This is a genomic window from Mycobacterium marinum (genome assembly GCF_003391395.1).
Lineage (GTDB): Bacteria > Actinomycetota > Actinomycetes > Mycobacteriales > Mycobacteriaceae > Mycobacterium > Mycobacterium marinum.
In genome coordinates, this window is sequence record NZ_CP024190.1 from 4,694,010 (window position 1) to 4,711,226 (window position 17,217).

At 65.9% G+C, this 17,217-nt stretch carries 9 protein-coding genes; 3 read left to right on the forward strand and 6 right to left on the reverse strand.

All coding sequences use genetic code 11. From position 1 onward, the window contains the following. Positions 1-8: 8 nt before the first annotated feature. From acpS to CCUG20998_RS19590, 3 genes are all read right to left on the reverse strand, one after another. Positions 9-401, reverse strand: a complete 393-nt coding sequence (acpS, locus tag CCUG20998_RS19575) for a holo-ACP synthase AcpS (RefSeq protein WP_011741517.1) — start codon at positions 399-401, stop codon at positions 9-11. A 28-nt stretch (positions 402-429) separates the two neighbouring features. Then, the gene (locus tag CCUG20998_RS19580) at positions 430-9,648 is read right to left on the reverse strand and encodes a type I polyketide synthase (RefSeq protein WP_020730159.1); all 9,219 of its coding nucleotides are present in this window, start codon (positions 9,646-9,648) and stop codon (positions 430-432) included. Positions 9,649-10,159: 511 nt separating this feature from the next. Next, the gene (locus CCUG20998_RS19590; RefSeq protein WP_015356614.1) at positions 10,160-10,882 is read right to left on the reverse strand and encodes a DUF1906 domain-containing protein; all 723 of its coding nucleotides are present in this window, start codon (positions 10,880-10,882) and stop codon (positions 10,160-10,162) included. 241 nt (positions 10,883-11,123) lie between these two features. On the opposite strand from CCUG20998_RS19590, the gene CCUG20998_RS19595 reads away from it, so the two are divergent. Together CCUG20998_RS19595 and CCUG20998_RS19600 are read left to right on the forward strand one after the other, a co-directional pair. Then, positions 11,124-12,275, forward strand: a complete 1,152-nt coding sequence (locus CCUG20998_RS19595; RefSeq protein ID WP_020730158.1) for an SRPBCC family protein — start codon at positions 11,124-11,126, stop codon at positions 12,273-12,275. A 126-nt stretch (positions 12,276-12,401) separates the two neighbouring features. Continuing rightward, entirely contained in the window at positions 12,402-13,892 is a 1,491-nt protein-coding gene (locus CCUG20998_RS19600) for an aldehyde dehydrogenase (RefSeq protein WP_020730157.1), read from the forward strand. On the opposite strand, the gene CCUG20998_RS19605 is transcribed toward CCUG20998_RS19600, so the two are convergent. The 3 genes from CCUG20998_RS19605 to CCUG20998_RS19615 form a co-directional block, all read right to left on the reverse strand. Then, positions 13,864-14,310 (reverse strand): MaoC/PaaZ C-terminal domain-containing protein, encoded by a 447-nt coding sequence (locus CCUG20998_RS19605; RefSeq protein ID WP_020730156.1) that lies wholly within the window; start codon positions 14,308-14,310, stop codon positions 13,864-13,866. The two genes, CCUG20998_RS19600 and CCUG20998_RS19605, sit on opposite strands and share 29 nt — an antisense overlap. Further along, positions 14,307-14,780, reverse strand: a complete 474-nt coding sequence (locus tag CCUG20998_RS19610; protein WP_050674695.1) for an FAS1-like dehydratase domain-containing protein — start codon at positions 14,778-14,780, stop codon at positions 14,307-14,309. The genes CCUG20998_RS19605 and CCUG20998_RS19610 overlap by 4 nt, the downstream gene beginning before the upstream one ends. A gap of 68 nt (positions 14,781-14,848) precedes the next feature. Further along, entirely contained in the window at positions 14,849-15,274 is a 426-nt protein-coding gene (locus CCUG20998_RS19615; RefSeq protein ID WP_015356618.1) for a nuclear transport factor 2 family protein, read from the reverse strand. 727 nt (positions 15,275-16,001) lie between these two features. Here CCUG20998_RS19615 and CCUG20998_RS19620 point away from each other — a divergent pair. After that, positions 16,002-17,213, forward strand: a complete 1,212-nt coding sequence (locus tag CCUG20998_RS19620; protein ID WP_020730153.1) for a cytochrome P450 — start codon at positions 16,002-16,004, stop codon at positions 17,211-17,213. Positions 17,214-17,217 lie beyond the last annotated feature (4 nt).

Here is a 17,217-nt window from a genome sequence, read left to right on the forward strand (position 1 = left end):
GCCGGAGATCAACTGGTCTCGAGAATGGCCACGGCGGCCGCCGTATCCCCCTCGTGGGTCAACGACACATGGATCGTCACATCGGCCAGGTGCTTGGCGATCTCCCCGGTGAGACGCACCCGCGGCCGTCCCCACATGTCGGTGACCACCTCGATGTCGCGGTGGATGTCTTCGGGCAGCACCGGCCGCTGCGCGAACCGTGATCCAGACCAGGCCTTGATCACCGCTTCCTTGGCGGCCCAACGGGCCGCCAAGTGCCGCGCCGCCGACGAACTCTTATCGGAGGCGTCGCGGCGCTCACCGGGGGTGAAGGTCGCAGCGAACGCCGTTCCCGGCTGATCGACCTGCTCGGCGAAATCAGGAATGGAGACGAGGTCGATCCCGACGCCGACGATGCCCATGGATCGCCACGTTAATCGATGACCAATCTCATCCGATGTAGGCCTCGCCGTCGCCGAGCCGAGCGGCCGGATTCAGCAGCATCGCTGCCTCTTGCGGCTTCTCGGCCGTGTCGTGGTCGAAACGGCGGTCCGGAGGCCGCTGATACATCGGCTCTCCACCGGCCATGGACGACGCCAGCCGCCGCTGACCGGCCAGCAGCCGCGCATCGGCACGCCGCTGGTAGTCCGCGCGCTGCTCAGGAGCCAGCGAGGCGATGAACGCCTGTGGGTGCACCAACGCGACCAGACCGGACACGTGGCCGAACCCGAGGCTGGTCAGCATGCCGGCTTTGAGCGGGAACTTCCCGCCCAGCCGCAACGCGTCACGCACCCACACGAAGTGCGCTGCCCCGGCCAGTTCATCGTCCACGCAGTCCAGACTTCGGTTGGGCGGAATGACACCGTCACGCAGAATCTGGCACAACCCCATCATCTGGAAGACCGCCGCGCCACCCTTGGCGTGACCGGTCATGCTCTTTTGCGACACCACGAACAGTGGCGCACCCTCGGATCGGCCCAGTGAGTCGGCGAGCCGCTCGTGCAACTCCGTCTCGTTGGGATCGTTGGCCAGCGTCGACGTGTCGTGCTTGGAGATGATGGCGATGTCATCGGCACCCACGCCCAACTTGGCCAGCGCCCGCGCCAGCGCGGAGTCCCGGCCGCCGCGTCCGGCGCCCAATGCGCCCAGCCCCGGAGCCGGAATCGAGGTGTGCACACCGTCTCCGAAGGACTGCGCGAAGGCCACCACCGCGAGCACGGGCAGGCCCATCTTCAGAGCCAGGTCGCCACGGGCCAGCAGAATCGTGCCACCGCCCTGGGCCTCCACGAAGCCCAGCCGGCGCCGGTCATTGGGCCGGGAGAACTTCGAGTCGGCGATTCCGCGGCCGCGCATCATGGCGGTGTCGGCGGTGGCCGCCATGTCACCGAAGCCGATGATGCCTTCCAAGGTGAGGTCGTCGATACCGCCGGCCACCACCATCTCGGCCTTGCCCAAGCGGATCTTGTCGACGCCCTCCTCGACCGACACCGCGGCCGTCGCGCATGCGGCGACCGGGTGGATCATCGAGCCGTAGCTACCGATGTAGGACTGAACCACGTGCGCAGCGACGATATTCGGCAGAATTTCCTGGAATATGTCGTTCGGCTTGTTCCGGCCCAACAGGTTTCCGTGGTACATCGTCTGCATCGACGTGCCGCCACCCATACCGGTGCCCATGGTGTTTGCCACCAAACTCGGGTGCACATAACGCATTACCTCGGTCGGGCTGAACCCGGCGCTCAGGAACGCGTCGACGGTGGCCACGATGTTCCAAACCGCCACGCGGTCAATCGAACTGGCCATGTCCTGACTGATGCCCCACACCGTCGGATCGAAGCCCGTCGGGAGCTGGGCGCCAACCACCCGCGACAGTGTCGTCTTGCGCGGCACTCGAATCTCGGTGCCGGCCTTACGGATGACCTGCCAGTCACCCGAATCGGGCACCGGCCGGATGACGGTGTGCTCGGGATCGAAGTCTGCGAAGGCACGCGCGTCGGCCTCCGAGGACACCACGAAAGAGAAGTCCTTATCCAGGAACACCGACACCAGCAACGGCGACGAGTGGTCGGAGTCGATCGTGCCGTCGTCGACGAACTCCCGAATGCCGACGCGCTCCACCACCACATCGTGATAACGCTCGACCAACTCGGCTTCGTCGACCAGCTCACCGGTTCCGGTGTCATACCAGCCCGGTTGCGGGTCGTCTTCCCACCGGACCAGCCCGGTGGTCCAGGCCAACTCCAGCACACCGGCGGCGGAGAGCTCGTTCTCGACCTCCATCTCGAAACGCGTCCGCGAGGAGCCGTACGGACCGAGCTCGGCACCGCCGACGATCACCACCAGGTCGGACGGGTCCACGTCGAGGTCGTCCCAGTGCGGTGGCGGCGCCGGCGTGTATCCACGCGGCGGTGACGGCAGCGCGGGAATTGCCCCCTCAGTTGACTCTTCGTCATCTGCGGTCGCCTCGGTCGACATCTCCTCACGCGCCTTGGCGGCTAGTTCGGCCATGTCGAGGTTGGCCTCCGCCAGCCCACCCGTGAGGTCCGCTTTGATCGGGGTGCTGGCCGCAGCGACCTTGGACTCCACATCGCACAGGCCGAGCAGCATCGCCGCCATCTCGTCAGTGGAGTAGGTGGTGACGCCAGCCTCTTCGACAGCGCTGACGATGGCGTCGTTGTGACCCATCAGGCCGGTGCCGCGAGTCCATCCGATCAGCGCGTGCGCCAGGCTGACCCGGGCCGCCCACGAGGACTCGGCGTGCCAACGACTCACCACCGCGTCCAGCGCCGACTTGGCTTCGCCGTAGGCGCCGTCACCACCGAACATGCCGCGGTTGGGCGAGCCGGGCAACACCACGTGCAGTCGCGAGGCGATGTCGCGCTCGGCGCCGATCGTCGAGAGCCCGCCGATCAGCCGCTGCACTGCCCACAGCAGCACCTTCATCTCCATCTCGGAGCGCGAGCCGGCCTCCGACAGGTCGCCGACCACGCGCGGCGCCGCGAACGGGAACAGCAACGTCGGCGTCTGCGCGTCCTTGATGTGAATCGACTGCGGCCCAAGGCTTTCGGATTGCTCGCTGCCGACCCATTCGACCAGGGCGTCGATGTCGGAGTAGGAGGCCATGTTGGCCGCCACCACCCACAGCGCCGCACCGTAGCGGGCATGGTCTCGGTACAGCGTGCGGTAGAACGCCAGCCGCTCGTCGTCGAGTTTGGACGTGGTGGCAATGACGGTGGCACCGCCATCGAGCAGTCGTGCCACCACCGATGCCGCGATCGACCCCTTCGAAGCGCCGGTCACCACCGCCACTTCGCTGCTGTCCGGACCCGGGTCCGGGTTCTCCGCACCGGCGGCGATCCGGCCGTACAGCGACGCGTGGATCTGCCGCCCCGCCGCCAGCGACTTGCCCTGCCACCAGGTGGCTTGGGTCGCGACGACGTGGCCGGCTCCCTCGAAGCGTTGCGATAGCCGCGCCCAGTCGGCGTCGATGTCACCTTCGTCGGTTAGCCACAGCTTGACCAGGTCTTCGCGGGCGCTGGCCCAGCGGTCGTCGAACACGACTGCTTTCTTCCCGTCGAACACCGGCGCCACCAAACGCGGCCAGTCCGAGCCCAATTCAGCGGTGACCAGTTCGATGAGGTCTGCGTCGGTCGCGGCCGGCAGCGCGGTGGCCGGGGCGTCGAGACCCAACTGGCCCAACACCAGACGAGCAGCCGAGGCGAGCACCCCGTCGCGACCGGTGATCTGATCGGTGAATTCGGCGAGCGCCGCCGCGTCGACGGTAGCGCCACCGCCACCGCCAGCCGACGGCAGCGCCACGGCGACACCACGGCGGGCGGCAACCGATGCAACCGCGGCGTCGACCACCTTGTCGACGGAAGCCGCATCGGCCAACGCGCCCTCGTGCAGGTTGCCCAGGGCGCCGCCGCGAACGCTGCTGCCCTCGCGGGTGCCTAGCGCCACCTCGACGGTGACGTGTTTTGCCCAGCCATCGCCAAGCTCCCAGGTCTTCTTGACCCGCTCCGCGATGGCACCCGGGCGCTTGCCCGAGGGTCCCAGCACCGTGCGAAGTTGATCGTTGATCGCATCCGAAAGCACTGGGCCGTAAGGCTTGTAGGTCCGTGCCAGCTTGGTGACCTGCGAGCGCAGCCCGGCCAGGTCGGCCTCGGCCGCGCCGTCGATGGCACCCAGATTCAATTCGGAGCCCAGATCCACCAGCAGCTGGTTACGCCGCGACGACGCGCCGTCGGTGATGGACTCGATGGAGTCCAGCTCCTCGATCTGGTCCAGGCGCATCTTGGCCGACAGCGCGATCAGCGCCAGAGTGGCATCGGCGGCGTCAAACCCGATGTCGTCGGGCCGCGGGCCACCCGAAGGTGCGGCCGGAGCGGCGGCCGGTGCCGGTGCCGCGGCAGCGGCCGCGTCGCCCGCCTCCGCCGCGGGCTCCTCTGCCTCGGGCTCCGGCTCCGGTTCGGGGTCGGTGTCGGTGGCGAACAGCACCGCGGCATCGCGCTCGGCATTGAGCACTTCCACTGTGCTGTGGGCGTATTCGGGCAGCTTTAGCGTGTTGGTAGCCAGACCCGCCACGGTCGGCGAGGTCTTCACGCCGATCTCGACGAACCGCTCCACGCCGAGCCCGCCGGCGGCCTCCTCGATGAAGAGCAGATCCTGGGTCTCAATCCAGCGCACCGGACTGGCGAACTGCCATGCCAGCAGCTCGATGAAGACGGTGCGCGCCAGCTCTCGCGGGCGCTCCCGAATCCAGGTGTCGTAGTCGGCCAGGATCTCGTCGAGCGGCTCGGCCGGCACCAGATCCCGGATCTCCTGGATGAAGTCACGGTCCAGGTTGAACAGCCGCGGCACCAGGTTGGGGATGTAGCGCCCGATGATCAGGTCCGGATCGGCGTCGCGCGGCATCACGCGGTCCAGCGAACGGCGGAACTCCGCGACACCAACCCGCAGCACCCGCGAGTGGAACGGAACGTCGATGCCGGGCACCAGGATGAACGAGCGTCGTCCGCCGCTGAGTTCACGGCGCCGCTCCACTTCAGCCTCCAGCGCCTCCAGCCCGCGCACCGTGCCCGCGATCGCGTATTGCGACCCGCGCAGGTTGAAGTTCACGATCTCCAGGAACTCACCGGTGCTCTCGGCGATCCCGGCGACGAAGGCCGGAACGTCGTTGTCATCGAGGTCGATCTGCGACGGCCGGATGGCCGCCAGCCGGTAGTTGGACCGCCCCAGCTCGTCACGAGGCACGATGTCGTGCATCTTCGAGCCGCGGTGGAACACCATCTCCAACAGGGCTTCTAGTTCGTAGATACCCGTCACGCAGGCCAGTGCGGTGTACTCACCCACCGAGTGTCCACAGGCGATCGCGCCCTCAACAAAGGCACCCTGCTCACGCATTTCGGCCACCTGCGCGGCCGCCACGGTGGCCATCGCAACCTGGGTGAACTGCGTCAGGTACAACACCCCGTCGGGGTGGTGGTAGTGCACACCGCTGGCGATGAGGCTGGTCGGATTGTCCCGAACCACGTGCAGCACCGAGAAACCCAGCGTGTCGCGGGTGAACCTGTCCGCGGTGTCCCACACCTTACGGGCCGCCTTGGAGCGTGCTCGGACCTCCATGCCCATGCCTTTGTGCTGAATACCCTGACCCGGGAATGCATAGACGGTCTTCGGCGCGGCCAGTCGTGCGGACGCCGACATCACCAGATCCGAACCGATGCGCGCTGACACTTCCAGAACCTCTGCGCCCTGGTCGATTCCAACGCGCTCGACACGGAAGTCCACATCGTCACCGGGGCGCACCATGCCCAGGAAACGCGCGGTCCACCCGACCAGGCGGGCCGGCGGGCGAGCTTTCCCGTCGGTGGCGGTCACGGTGTGCTGCGCTGCGGCCGACAACCACATGCCGTGCACGATGGGCGATTCCAAGCCCGCCAGCAACGCCGCGGAACGATCGGTGTGGATGGGATTGTGGTCACCGGACACCACCGCAAACGGACGCATATCCACGGGCGCCGTGAGGGTGACGTCGCGGCGACGGCGCCGCGGGGTGTCGGTGGCGTTCTCCGATACCGTGCCACCGGCCCGAACCGGGTCGCTGAGTTCAGCGGTTCCGGTACGGCCCAGGATCGCGAACCGCTCTTCGAGAGTGGCGATCGTCGCACCGTCGGGCCCGGCAACTGTCACCGAGACCGGCACCACACGACCCATGTCGGTGTCGGTGGCATTGGAAGCCGTTGCCGTAACGGTCAATTGGGCAGGAATCTTGGGCAAATCGCCGACCACGCGAGCCGCATGGTCGAGGTGGACCAGGCTGAGCAGCCCCTCCACCACCGGCACACCGCTGTCGGTCACCGCGGAACCGATCGCTGCGAAAACCGCCGGCCAGCACTGCCCGACCAGTGCGTCCGGAACGGTTGTGAGGCTAGGTGCCAGCGGCTCACCGAAAGTGGCCGTGACCCCGGTGTGGTCGGCCACCTTCTCGGGGTCCCAGTCGACGGTCACCGTCGCCGTTCCATCGGTTACCGGGGGCAATGACTCCGGCCCGTCCACACCGGCCGCGATCGCCAGCACCGAGCGCATCGCGGTGGTGGCGTCGTCGGTGGAGACCACCGGGATGCCGCCGTCAACGGTGTTGGCGGGCAGGGTGAACCGGATGTCGATCCAGGTGGCCGAAACCGGCACACTCAATACCACGTCGCTGCCCTGGACTTGCAGCCGAGCGCCAGTGGACGTGTGCGTGGCGCGGGGACTTTCGGGTCCGTCGTGGACCTGCCACTCGCTCGGGTCGGCGATCCGGTGGACCGGATTCGTCGCGGTACGCCCGGCCCACAACACGTCCGGGGCATCCAGCACAACGGCGAGCGGCCCGGTCACATCGGGACGGCCCAACCGGCGCGATGTGACCGCCTTCGCGTCACCGTCGCTACCGAGCACCTCATCGATGGCGGCCCGCTCGAAGCGGTCCAGCAGCTCACCGACCGGCTCGTCCATCCGGGTGATACCGGCGACCGCCGCGGGGCCGGGAATGATGCACACCTGGTCAGCGTCGTAGCGGGCGTCATGGGCCTGCCACAGCGAGTCACTGCGCCACCAGCGCCGAACGTCCTTGTCGATGACGGGCACAAAGTTGACCGGCTTGCCAAGGGTCTTGCACAGCGTCACAAAGAACGGCACGTCCGCCGGGTGCAGCTGGACGGTCTCGGCGTCCGGGTAACGGGCCAGCAGCGCGGCGATGGTCTGCGTCGGATTCTCCAGCAGCGCCGGATCGGCGAATGCGGTCTCGATGGGACCGAAATCCTGTGGGTGCAAACGCGCTTCGGCGCGCTGCAGCATCTGCTGGAACCGGTCTCGCCAGGTGTCGGCCAGCCACGGGCTGCCCGGCGCGGCGGTGTCGGCAGTCGAATTGCCTTCGCCGATAGCCAGTTCGACGTAGCGCTGCAGCCACTGCAGATATGTCATGTCGGCGATGTCGCCGAAGTAAGGCTTGGCGGTCTTGGCCATCGCGGCGATGATCTCGTCGCGACGCTCGGCGACCGCATCCGCGTCTCCGGCCACCTCGTCGAGCAGCTGCCCGCAACGCGACGCGCTGTTGTCGATCTCGTGGATGTCCGCACCGAGCTGGCTACGGCTGGAAGCCATGCCGCCCTGAGCTTTTCCGGCGCCGATCCACTCGCCGGTGCCCTGGGTTTCGACCAGCATCTTCTTGACCGACGGCGAGGTGGTGGCCTCCAGTGCGGCCATGGCGGCGGTGCCGACCAGGATCCCGTCGATCGGCATCAGCGGGAAGCCATAGGCCTGCGCCCAGCGCCCGGACAGGTACTCGGCCGCGCGCTCCGGGGTACCGATGCCACCGCCGACGCAGACGGTGATGTTGGCGCGCGACCGCAACTCCGAATAGGTCGCCAGCAACAGGTCGTCGAGGTCTTCCCAGGAATGGTGGCCACCGGCGCGCCCACCTTCGACGTGCATGATCACCGGCTTGGTGGGCACCTCGGTGGCAATGCGGATCACCGAGCGGATCTGCTCGATGGTGCCGGGCTTGAACACCACGTGGCTGATTCCGATGTCGTTGAGTTCGTCGATCAGCTCGACGGCTTCTTCGAGGTCCGGGATGCCCGCGCTGATCACCACACCATCGATTGCCGCGCCGGACTGGCGCGCCTTTTGCACCAGCCGCTTGCCACCGAGCTGGAGCTTCCACAGGTAGGGATCGAGGAACAATGCATTGAACTGATAGGTGCGCCCCGGCTCGAGCAGACCGGACATCTCGTTGATGCGGTCGGCGAAGATCTCCTCGGTGACCTGCCCGCCGCCGGCCAGCTCGGCCCAGTGCCCAGCGTTGGCCGCCGCGGCGACGATCTTGGCGTCCACGGTGGTGGGCGTCATGCCCGCGAGCAGGATCGGCGACCGACCGGTCAGCCGAGTGAACTTCGTCGAGAGCTTCACCCTGCCGTCGGGGAGACGAACAGCGGTCGGGGCATAACTCGACCAGGCCCTAGCAACCTCGGGCGTGGCTCCGACGGTGAAGAGGTTGCGCTGGCCGCCGCGCGTTGCCGCGGGCACGATGCCGATGCCCAAGCCCCGGATCACCGGCGCGGTCAGCCGGGTCAGGATGTCACCGGGCCCCAGGTCCAGGATCCAGCGTGCGCCGGCCTCGTGGACCCGGTTGATGTCGCTGACCCAGTCCACCGTGTCAACCAGGATCGCCTCGGCAAGCTGGCGGGCCAGGGCGACGTCGAGGCCAACCTTTTCGGCCCAGCCGCCCACAATGTCAATTCCGTCCGCCAGCCGCGGAGTGTGGAAGCCCACCTCGACCTTTACCGGATCGAACACGGGCGCGAAGACATCGCCGCCGCGGACCTTGGTCTTGCGCTCGGCTTCTTCTTTCTCCGATATCTGGCGGCAATACAGCTCGAAGCGAGACAACTGCTCGGGGGTGCCGGTGATGACGACCGAACGCCGACCGTTGCGGATGGACAGCACGGGCGGAAGCACGGTGCGCACGTCCTGGGCGAAGTCCTCCAGCAGCTGCTGGATGCGCTCGGGGTCGGCGTTGGTGACCGAAACCATCGGCGGGCGATCACCGAGGACCGATATCCCACGTCGCCGGGCCACCAGCGTTCCCGCCGCACCGATCAGCTGAGCCAGGGCCAACAGCTCCACGTCGCGCACCCCACCGGCGTTGAGTGCCTCCACCGCCAGCACGCCCTGCGAGTGCCCCACCGACACCACCGGAGGGGTCGCAATCAGGTCCATACCCTGGCGCGCCAAGGCGCGGACGGCTGCGACCTGGGTGAGCAGCACGCCCGGCAACGACACCGCCGACGATGTCAGGTGCTTGTCGGACGGGACTGGATCCTCAGCAGCCAGCGCACGTACCCACTGCAGCGGCTCGAAACCGATCGGGCGGACCACAACCAGTTCCTTGGACACCGGCTCGAGCAGCAGCTCGACCTCGCCCACCAGGGCGGCCAGTTCTGATTCGATTCCGGCCGCCGAAACCAGTTCCTCGAGAGTCTCGAGCCAGGCGCTGCCCTGTCCCCCGAATGCCACCGCGAATGGCTCACCCGTGGTCAGACGATCGACCAGAGCATGGGTGCTGTGCGGGCCAGTCTCGTCGCGGTCAGCTGACACCCGGTCGTGCTCGTGGATCGTCACGTTCAACATCTCCTGTTTGTGCGTCTGTACATCTCAGCTCGTTCGGCCGCCCGGACTCCCTGCGGGGGTTGCTCGATTCCGCGTCGAATCGCAGCCGAAAAATCCTGTAACCGGTGTGTTGTCGGCGGGCCGGCCCATGGATCGGGCGGCGCGACGGACTGCATCGGCCATATAAGAGTGTCATAAGGATCCGTCCACTCTTTTGACGCCAATAAGTTACTGGCGAGTTCTACGCACGGGTAACCGTGTCATGGGTAACACCGCGTTTAACCGACGGCACAGGCATGCCGAACAAACGTCCTGCATGCAGGTGGTTACGCCTGAGTAGCTATAACTGCGCTGATCAAGGCAGTATTGTTACCAAATCGTTATGTTAAAAGTTAGCGCCAAGGCCACCGTGCGACATCGTCTCAGCCGTTTCAGCGCGCGGGCATCGGCGCGGACGGCGCTGCCCAGCGAGCGAACAAGTGTTTGCTGGAGTGATGGCCCCAAGGGGTGGCCAGGCCGAAGGTCAGGCCCACTGCCCAAACTGGGGCTTGAGGATCTCGTTGATGTCCACGCCGACTCCGCCAACTTTGCGCTTGTCGATCTCGACCTGGTGCAAATTGGCGGCCGGGTGCGTGTATCCCTTCGGCGAGCCCCAGTTGTGCTGCCAGAAGTAGGAGCCCAGGCCGTCGCGCACCGCCCAGTCGATCGTCTTCGAGTTGGCGTACACACCGGTGCGCTGATGGCCGATCACCGACTCCCAGGCCCGCAGATACGGAACTATCTGGTTCTTGTACTGCTCGTAAGACGGGTTGTCGTCGACTGAGGCATAGATGGGGGCACTTGGCGGGCCGCCGGCCGCCGTGTGCAGCTCCACGCCGCGCCTGGCGTGCTGTACGCCCGCGGCAGCACCACCCAGCCAGTCCGAGGTGCTCCCCTTCCCGTACTGATAACAGGAGACGACCTTGAGCCCATTACCGACCAGATCGCGCGCCTCACCGATTTGGATCGGCTTACCGAGCATCCAGGCTCCGCCGGGCCGACGGTCGGAGACATACCGGATCGACCCGACCGCGCCGGCGGCCCTGATCTGACTGGCCGGAATGACGCCCGCGGCATAGTCCAGCAGGGTGCCCAGCGACGCCGCCGACACCGGCGCAGCGCGCAACGACGCGGCAGCAGCCCCCAGGCCTACCAGCCCGGGCGTCGCCGCCGCGAATTTGAGCACCTGACGCCGCGAAACCGACACATGCCCCAGATTACTTCACAAGTAACACATGACACATTGGCCACAACCATCACATCTGCATCACATCGCCGCATCCTCGCCATCGCGAGCCCGCGGGGCCGATTCACACCAGCGCGCCCGACCGCACCAGCACCGGCGCCGCCGGGCATCGTTGGCACGGATTCGCTTTCACTATAAAATTAGTAAAGTTACTGCTACGGCTGCAGCTGGCTCGGTTGGCTCGACTGCAACGGGGGATCCGATGGATCGCGATCAGCTCATCGACCTCACCCGACGGGCGTTGAAACTCGCCCGAGACAAGACCACCGACCTCGCCCCGCATCAGCACGCCGTCGACGCGCGCGAGTACACGTCACTGGACAGACACGAGCGCGACCGAGCCATGGTGCTCGACAGCCCGCAGCTGGTCGGCTACTCATCCGAACTACCCGGTCCCGACACCTACTGCACCAAGACGGTCATGGGCCGATCCATCCTGTTGACCCGGGCTGCCGATCGGGCGGTCCGGGCCTTCGACAACGTCTGCCTGCATCGACAGTCCCGGGTGGCGACGGGTTGCGGTACCGCACTGCGGTTTACCTGCCCCTACCACGGTTGGACGTATGACAATGGCGGTCGCCTAGTCGGGCTGCCGGGCCGTGAAGGGTTCCCCGGGATCGCGGTGGGGTCCGACGGGCTGACCGAACTTCCGGCCACCGAGTTCGCCGGGTTCCTCTGGGTGTCATTACATCCCGCGCATCCCGCCGCGAGGCTGGACGTCCCGGCACATCTGGGCCCCCTGGCCGGCGAGCTCCAGTCGTGGGGCATCGGCCGGTGGTCTCCATTGGGCGAGAAGGTGCTCGATTCGCCCATCAACTGGAAACTTGCCGCCGATACCTTCGCGGAGAACTATCACTTCGCCACGGTGCATCGGCGGACCTTCGCCACCATTGCGCGCAGCAACTGCACCGTCTTCGACTCGTACGGACCGCACCACCGATTGATCTTCCCGCTCAACACAATCCTGGAGCTGGAGAACGCCCCCGAGGACCAGTGGGACCCGTTCCACCACATGGTGGTGATCTACGCCCTGTTCCCCAACGTCGTACTGTCGGTCACCATCGCCAACGGCGAGCTGTTCCGCATTTATCCGGGCGACCGGCCTGGCAGCTCTACTACGGTGCACCAGAACTCGACTCCGTTGGAACTCTCCGACGAATCCGTCGCCACCGGCGCTCAAGCCGTCTTCGATTACGCGCACGCAACCGTGCGCGATGAGGACTATCGGCTGGCCGAAACGCTGCAGACCAACCTCGAATCCGGTGCCCGGCAACGATTGGTGTTTGGGCGAAACGAGCCCGGGCTACAACATCGCCACATCACCTGGGCCCAGGCCCTCGAGACACCCGGCTGAGCCGCAGCCGTCCCCAGTACCGCGCGGGCCGCCATGACTGGCTTCCCCTGGCAGCCCGGAGCCGCTTTTTCGCTATGTTAGCATCAATAGCGAAGTTACCGTCGCCTGCCCCGAGGTGGTGCCCCGATGACGGCCGATTCCACGCACCGTTCGTTTGACGAGCTGTTCATCGGTGGACGCTGGTGCAAACCCACCATCGCGGAACCGATCACCGTGATTTCCCCACACTCGGAGGAGCCGATCGGGCGGGCCCCGGCGGCTGGCCGCGACGAAGTCGAGGCGGCCGTGGCCGCCGCGCGGCGCGCCTTCGACTACGGTCCGTGGCCACGGCTGGATCCGGGTGAGCGGATACGCAAAGTCGAAGAGTTGGCCGCGATCTACGCGAGCCACCTCGATGACATGGCTGACCTGATCACCGCGGAAATGGGCTCGCCGCACAGTTTCAGCAGGCTGGGCCAAGCGGCCGGAGCAGCGGGCCTGATGCAGCTGGCACTGGCGGCGGGCCGCAACTTCCCCTGGGTGGAGCGGCGCCAGGGAATACGCGGACAGGCGCACCTGCGTCGGGCCCCGGTCGGGGTAGTCGGGGCGATTGTGCCGTGGAACGTGCCGCAATTCCTCATCATGCCCAAGCTGATCCCCGCACTGATCGCTGGTTGCACCGTGATCATCAAGCCGGCTCCCGAAACCCCCTTGGACGCTTTGTGGTTAGCCGAGATGATCGAACAGATCGAGCTACCCGAGGGCGTCGTATCGGTGCTTCCCGGCGGACCGTCGGTCGGCGAGGCGCTGGTTCGCCATCCCGGGGTCGACAAGATCGCGTTCACCGGGTCCAGCGCCACGGGCCGTCGGATCGCCGCCCTGTGCGGCGAAGGACTCAAACGGGTGAGCTTGGAGCTGGGCGGAAAATCCGCGGCGATAATCCTCGACGACGCCGACGTCGGCAAGACCGTCGCCGGGTTGAAAACAGCAGGATTGATGAACAACGGGCAGGCCTGCGTTGCTCAGACCCGCATCCTGGTGAGCGAACGCCGTCACGACGAAGTCGTCGACGCCCTGGCCGACATGATGTCGGCGCTGCAGGTCGGCGATCCCGCCGATGAGAAGACCGACGTCGGGCCCCTGGTCGCGCAGCGACAACAACGTCGGGTTCGTGACTACATTCGCTCCGGTCAGCAGGAAGGCGCACGCATCGTGCTCGGCGGCCAGGACAACCCACAGGACCGAGGCTGGTACGTGCGGCCCACCCTGTTCACCGACGCCACCAACGACATGCGCATCGCCCGGGAGGAGATATTCGGACCAGTCCTGACTGTCCTGACCTACCGGGATGAACAGGACGCGATCCGGATCGCCAACGACAGCGACTACGGCCTGGCCGGTTCGGTGTGGACCGCCGATACCGCGCACGGACTCGAGATCGCCGCGGCAGTGCGTACCGGCACCTACGGCATCAACATGTACACGCTGGACATCAGCGCACCATTCGGCGGGTTCAAGCAGTCGGGCATCGGGCGTGAGTTCGGACCCGAGGGGCTTGCCGAATACGTCGAGCTGCAGACGGTGCTGTGTAGCGGAAAAATGCCACCACTCAAGGGCTTTGAGGAACCTGCAGGGTGATCTCGACGGGACAGCACAGCGCGCCGTGCTGGTTTTGGACCTCGATCTGGATCTCTAGGAGGTACTGCGGCGGGTCAACGCTGGTGTCACGCCGTTTGGCCACCACCCTTGCGCGGCCCACCATCGTGTCACCGGCATAGATCGACCCGGTCAATCGCATCCGGCGACGTATTACTCGGCTGGCCGGCCCCGCCCAGTCCGTCGCGATCCGGTCGGCGAATCCGGCCAGGTGCATGGTGTTGACGAAAATCGTCGGGCTGCCCTGATGCCGGGCATAGCCCGGATCGAAGTGGCCGGGAAAGTAGTCCCATGTCGCCCCGGCGTTCTCCACCACACGCTGGTAGCTGATCGCATCAACGACCTCGGGCAGGTCGAACGGAACGCTGATCTCGTCCCAATGCAGCTCCGAACTTGTCATGACGATGGCCCGGGGGTGAAGCGAAACAAGGTATTCCGCGACCTGGCGACCACCATGCCGTCCTGGCGCCGGTAAGTCTCCAGGGTTTCGACGAAATGACCGACGCCAAGCCGCGTTCGCTTCTCCGGAGAAACCGACACCAGCTCCTCGACTACGCAGAGACGGTCCCCCTCGACGATGGGCTGCAGAAACTCGACATCGTTTGCCGCGTTGATAAATGCGGTCCCCGGCAACGGCACTCGCAGCGCCAACGACCCTGCCGAGTCCCGCTCCGCGGGCTGCCAGGGCGGAGTTGTCAGCCAGCCCATCAGCAGTGCCGGCGGAGCCAGCAGGCCTCCCCAGTGCGCCCGCGCATAGTCCTCATCCCAGTACGAGCGGTTACCGTCGTGAACGAGGGCGGCGAACAGCTGGATACGCGCTCCGCTGACCGCCGTGGCCGCGGTTCGTGGCGGGCTCGCAGTGCCGACCATCTGCAATGCATCCTGGTAGGTGCCGAAGGCCAGTCGGTACCCCACCTGGCTACCGGGAGCCACGCCGTCTACATGACCAGCGGATGACGGCTGGGCACCGAATCCCACTCGAGCACACGGGAAGTGAAGTACCAGCCGCCGCGCTCGTAGACCAATTTATCCCGGAAGATCCCGGTTGCCCGCAGGTTGGTGTCACCATGCAAAGCCGCGAAAAGCACAGCAACACAGCGCTGGACCGCGTTGACCCCGTCCACCTGAACCTCGTGGTCGAGACTGACCAGGCGTTGACCATCACCACCATCGAAGGCGGCCCGCAGGTCGGTGAATGACTCGCCATCACGGGTGTAGCTGGCCCCGGAATGACGGAAAGTAGCGATCCAGCCGTCACGGTCGCCATCGGAGTAGGCGCGGTTGTGCCGGGCGGTCAGATCCAGGATGGCAGCACGGCCCGTCGCAGCCTGCAGCAGTTGCTGTTCCTGATAGGACATGGTCATCTTGCTCTCCAGCCGCACTTGCGGGAAACAACAGCACCAACTGACGTAACAGTAACCCAAATCACTGGCCGAGGCAGTGGCCGCAGCGACCCGACGGAATGCCGCTCCCCCACCAGAGGAAAGACTCAGCAACACCGTGGCAGGCCGCACTACACCAGGCGGCATGACAAGCCCAGCAAAGCCCCGGTTCACCCCGCCCGGCCCGGGCGTAAATCCGAGTCCACAACCATCCATCATCAGATCCGGCCGCCGGGGATTCGCCTAGCCGGTCACCATCTATTCACATTCCAGGCATGACCATCGCCAAACGCGCGAGCGTATAGCAGTCAAATTATTTGACACGGTGAATGAAACATAAACAGTGCACAGTGCACAGTCCCGTTTCACAAACAGTGCACTTTGCACAATGCACAACGGACAATTAACAACGTGTTCACAAGCGGGACTCCGGGGCTGAACGACCAGACCTTTTGCGCGAAAGACGTTGTTGTAGTCGATAACTAAGTCACACCGGCCGAGGGACTACGCCAGGTCTCGAGGCGCGCCGCCGCAGGTTGTCCGGCCCCTCTGGGAAATAATCGCAATCCCTTGCCAGCGGGTTGTTCCATGGAATAGATTCGCATATCAGCGACACTCATATTCTGAACGCCATTCCGCAGTCAGTTCTGGACCGACATATTCGTCCCAAGACCGACATATCCGTCTCAAGATTTGAAGGGGTGACATTTTGGCCTATCCTGAAACCAATATTGCAACGGACTACCCATTCACTCAGCCGGACGCGTTGTCGGCGCCCCGGGAGCTCGGCAAACTCCGGCGGCGGTGCCCGGTCGCCGACGTGCGGTTTCCCAGCGGCGACCCGGCGGTTGTCGTCACCCGCTACGACGATGCCAAGCGAGTGCTGGACGACCCTCGAGTCAGCCGGAACATGTACCGCGCGGACGCCGCCAGGCTGTCGACCACCCAGCTCAACATGCTCGAGCTGGAGTTCGTCTCGACTCTGGTTGACCCGCCCAATCACACCCGGATCCGCCGGCTGTTCGCCAAGGCACTGCGCCGGGGGCGAATCGAGGAGTTGCGGCCGAGGATCGTCACGATCGTCGATGAGCTGCTCGACGCAATGCTGGCCGGGCCGATGCCCGCCGACGCCGTCGATGCCCTCGCCCGCCCACTGCCGCGGCAGATCATCGGCGAGATGTTCGGCTTTCCACCGGGCGAGGGCGACCGAGCCCAATACTGGGCGGAGCGGCTGTTCAGCCTCTCGCTCCACACGGCCGAGGAAATGGCCGCGGGCCAGCAGGAGTTCGCGGCGTTCATCTGCGAGCTGGCCGAGAAACGGCGGGCCGAGCCGACGGGCGACTTCTTCAGCGATCTAGTCGCGGTGTCCGACGTCGACGACGGGCAGCTCAGTCACCTCGAACTGGTCTACCTCGCACAGGCCCTCTTCGCCGCCGGCATCGACTCCACCTGGGTGATGATCTCCCGGATGATCGGTCTACTGCTGCACAAGGGTTGCTATGGCCGGGTGGTTGCCGATCCCAAGCTGATCGAGCCCACGGTCGAGGAGGTGTTGCGCTACCTGCCGCCGTCTAATCTCGGTGCTCTCCGTTATGCAGTCGAGGACATCGAACTCGACGACGCGGTGATCCCGAAGGGAACCACGATTGCGGTCAGTACTACTGCGGCCAACCGCGACCCCCGTTTCTTCGACGACCCAGACGAGTTCCTGGTCGACCGGTCGGAGAATCGGCATGTCAGTTTCGGCCACGGCCGGTTTCTGTGTCCGGGGGCCTGGCTGGCTCGTTGCGAGATGCAGTCGCTGCTTCGCGGTCTGGTCACCCGGGTGCCGACACTCGAGCTCGCGGCGGATGTGAACGACTTGAAGGTTCGTACCGGGATGATGAACGAGGGCATGCTGTCGCTGCCGGTGCGTTGGTGACACC

Excerpts from the sequence above, each read along its gene's own strand:
- CCUG20998_RS19600 (WP_020730157.1), top strand. The coding sequence starts at position 12,402 with ATGACGGCCGATTCCACGCACCGTTCGTTTGACGAGCTGTTCATCGGT.
- acpS (WP_011741517.1), bottom strand. The coding sequence starts at position 401 with ATGGGCATCGTCGGCGTCGGGATCGACCTCGTCTCCATTCCTGATTTC.
- CCUG20998_RS19595 (WP_020730158.1), top strand. The coding sequence starts at position 11,124 with ATGGATCGCGATCAGCTCATCGACCTCACCCGACGGGCGTTGAAACTC.
- CCUG20998_RS19615 (WP_015356618.1), bottom strand. The coding sequence starts at position 15,274 with ATGACCATGTCCTATCAGGAACAGCAACTGCTGCAGGCTGCGACGGGC.
- CCUG20998_RS19605 (WP_020730156.1), bottom strand. The coding sequence starts at position 14,310 with ATGACAAGTTCGGAGCTGCATTGGGACGAGATCAGCGTTCCGTTCGAC.
- CCUG20998_RS19610 (WP_050674695.1), bottom strand. The coding sequence starts at position 14,780 with ATGGTCGGCACTGCGAGCCCGCCACGAACCGCGGCCACGGCGGTCAGC.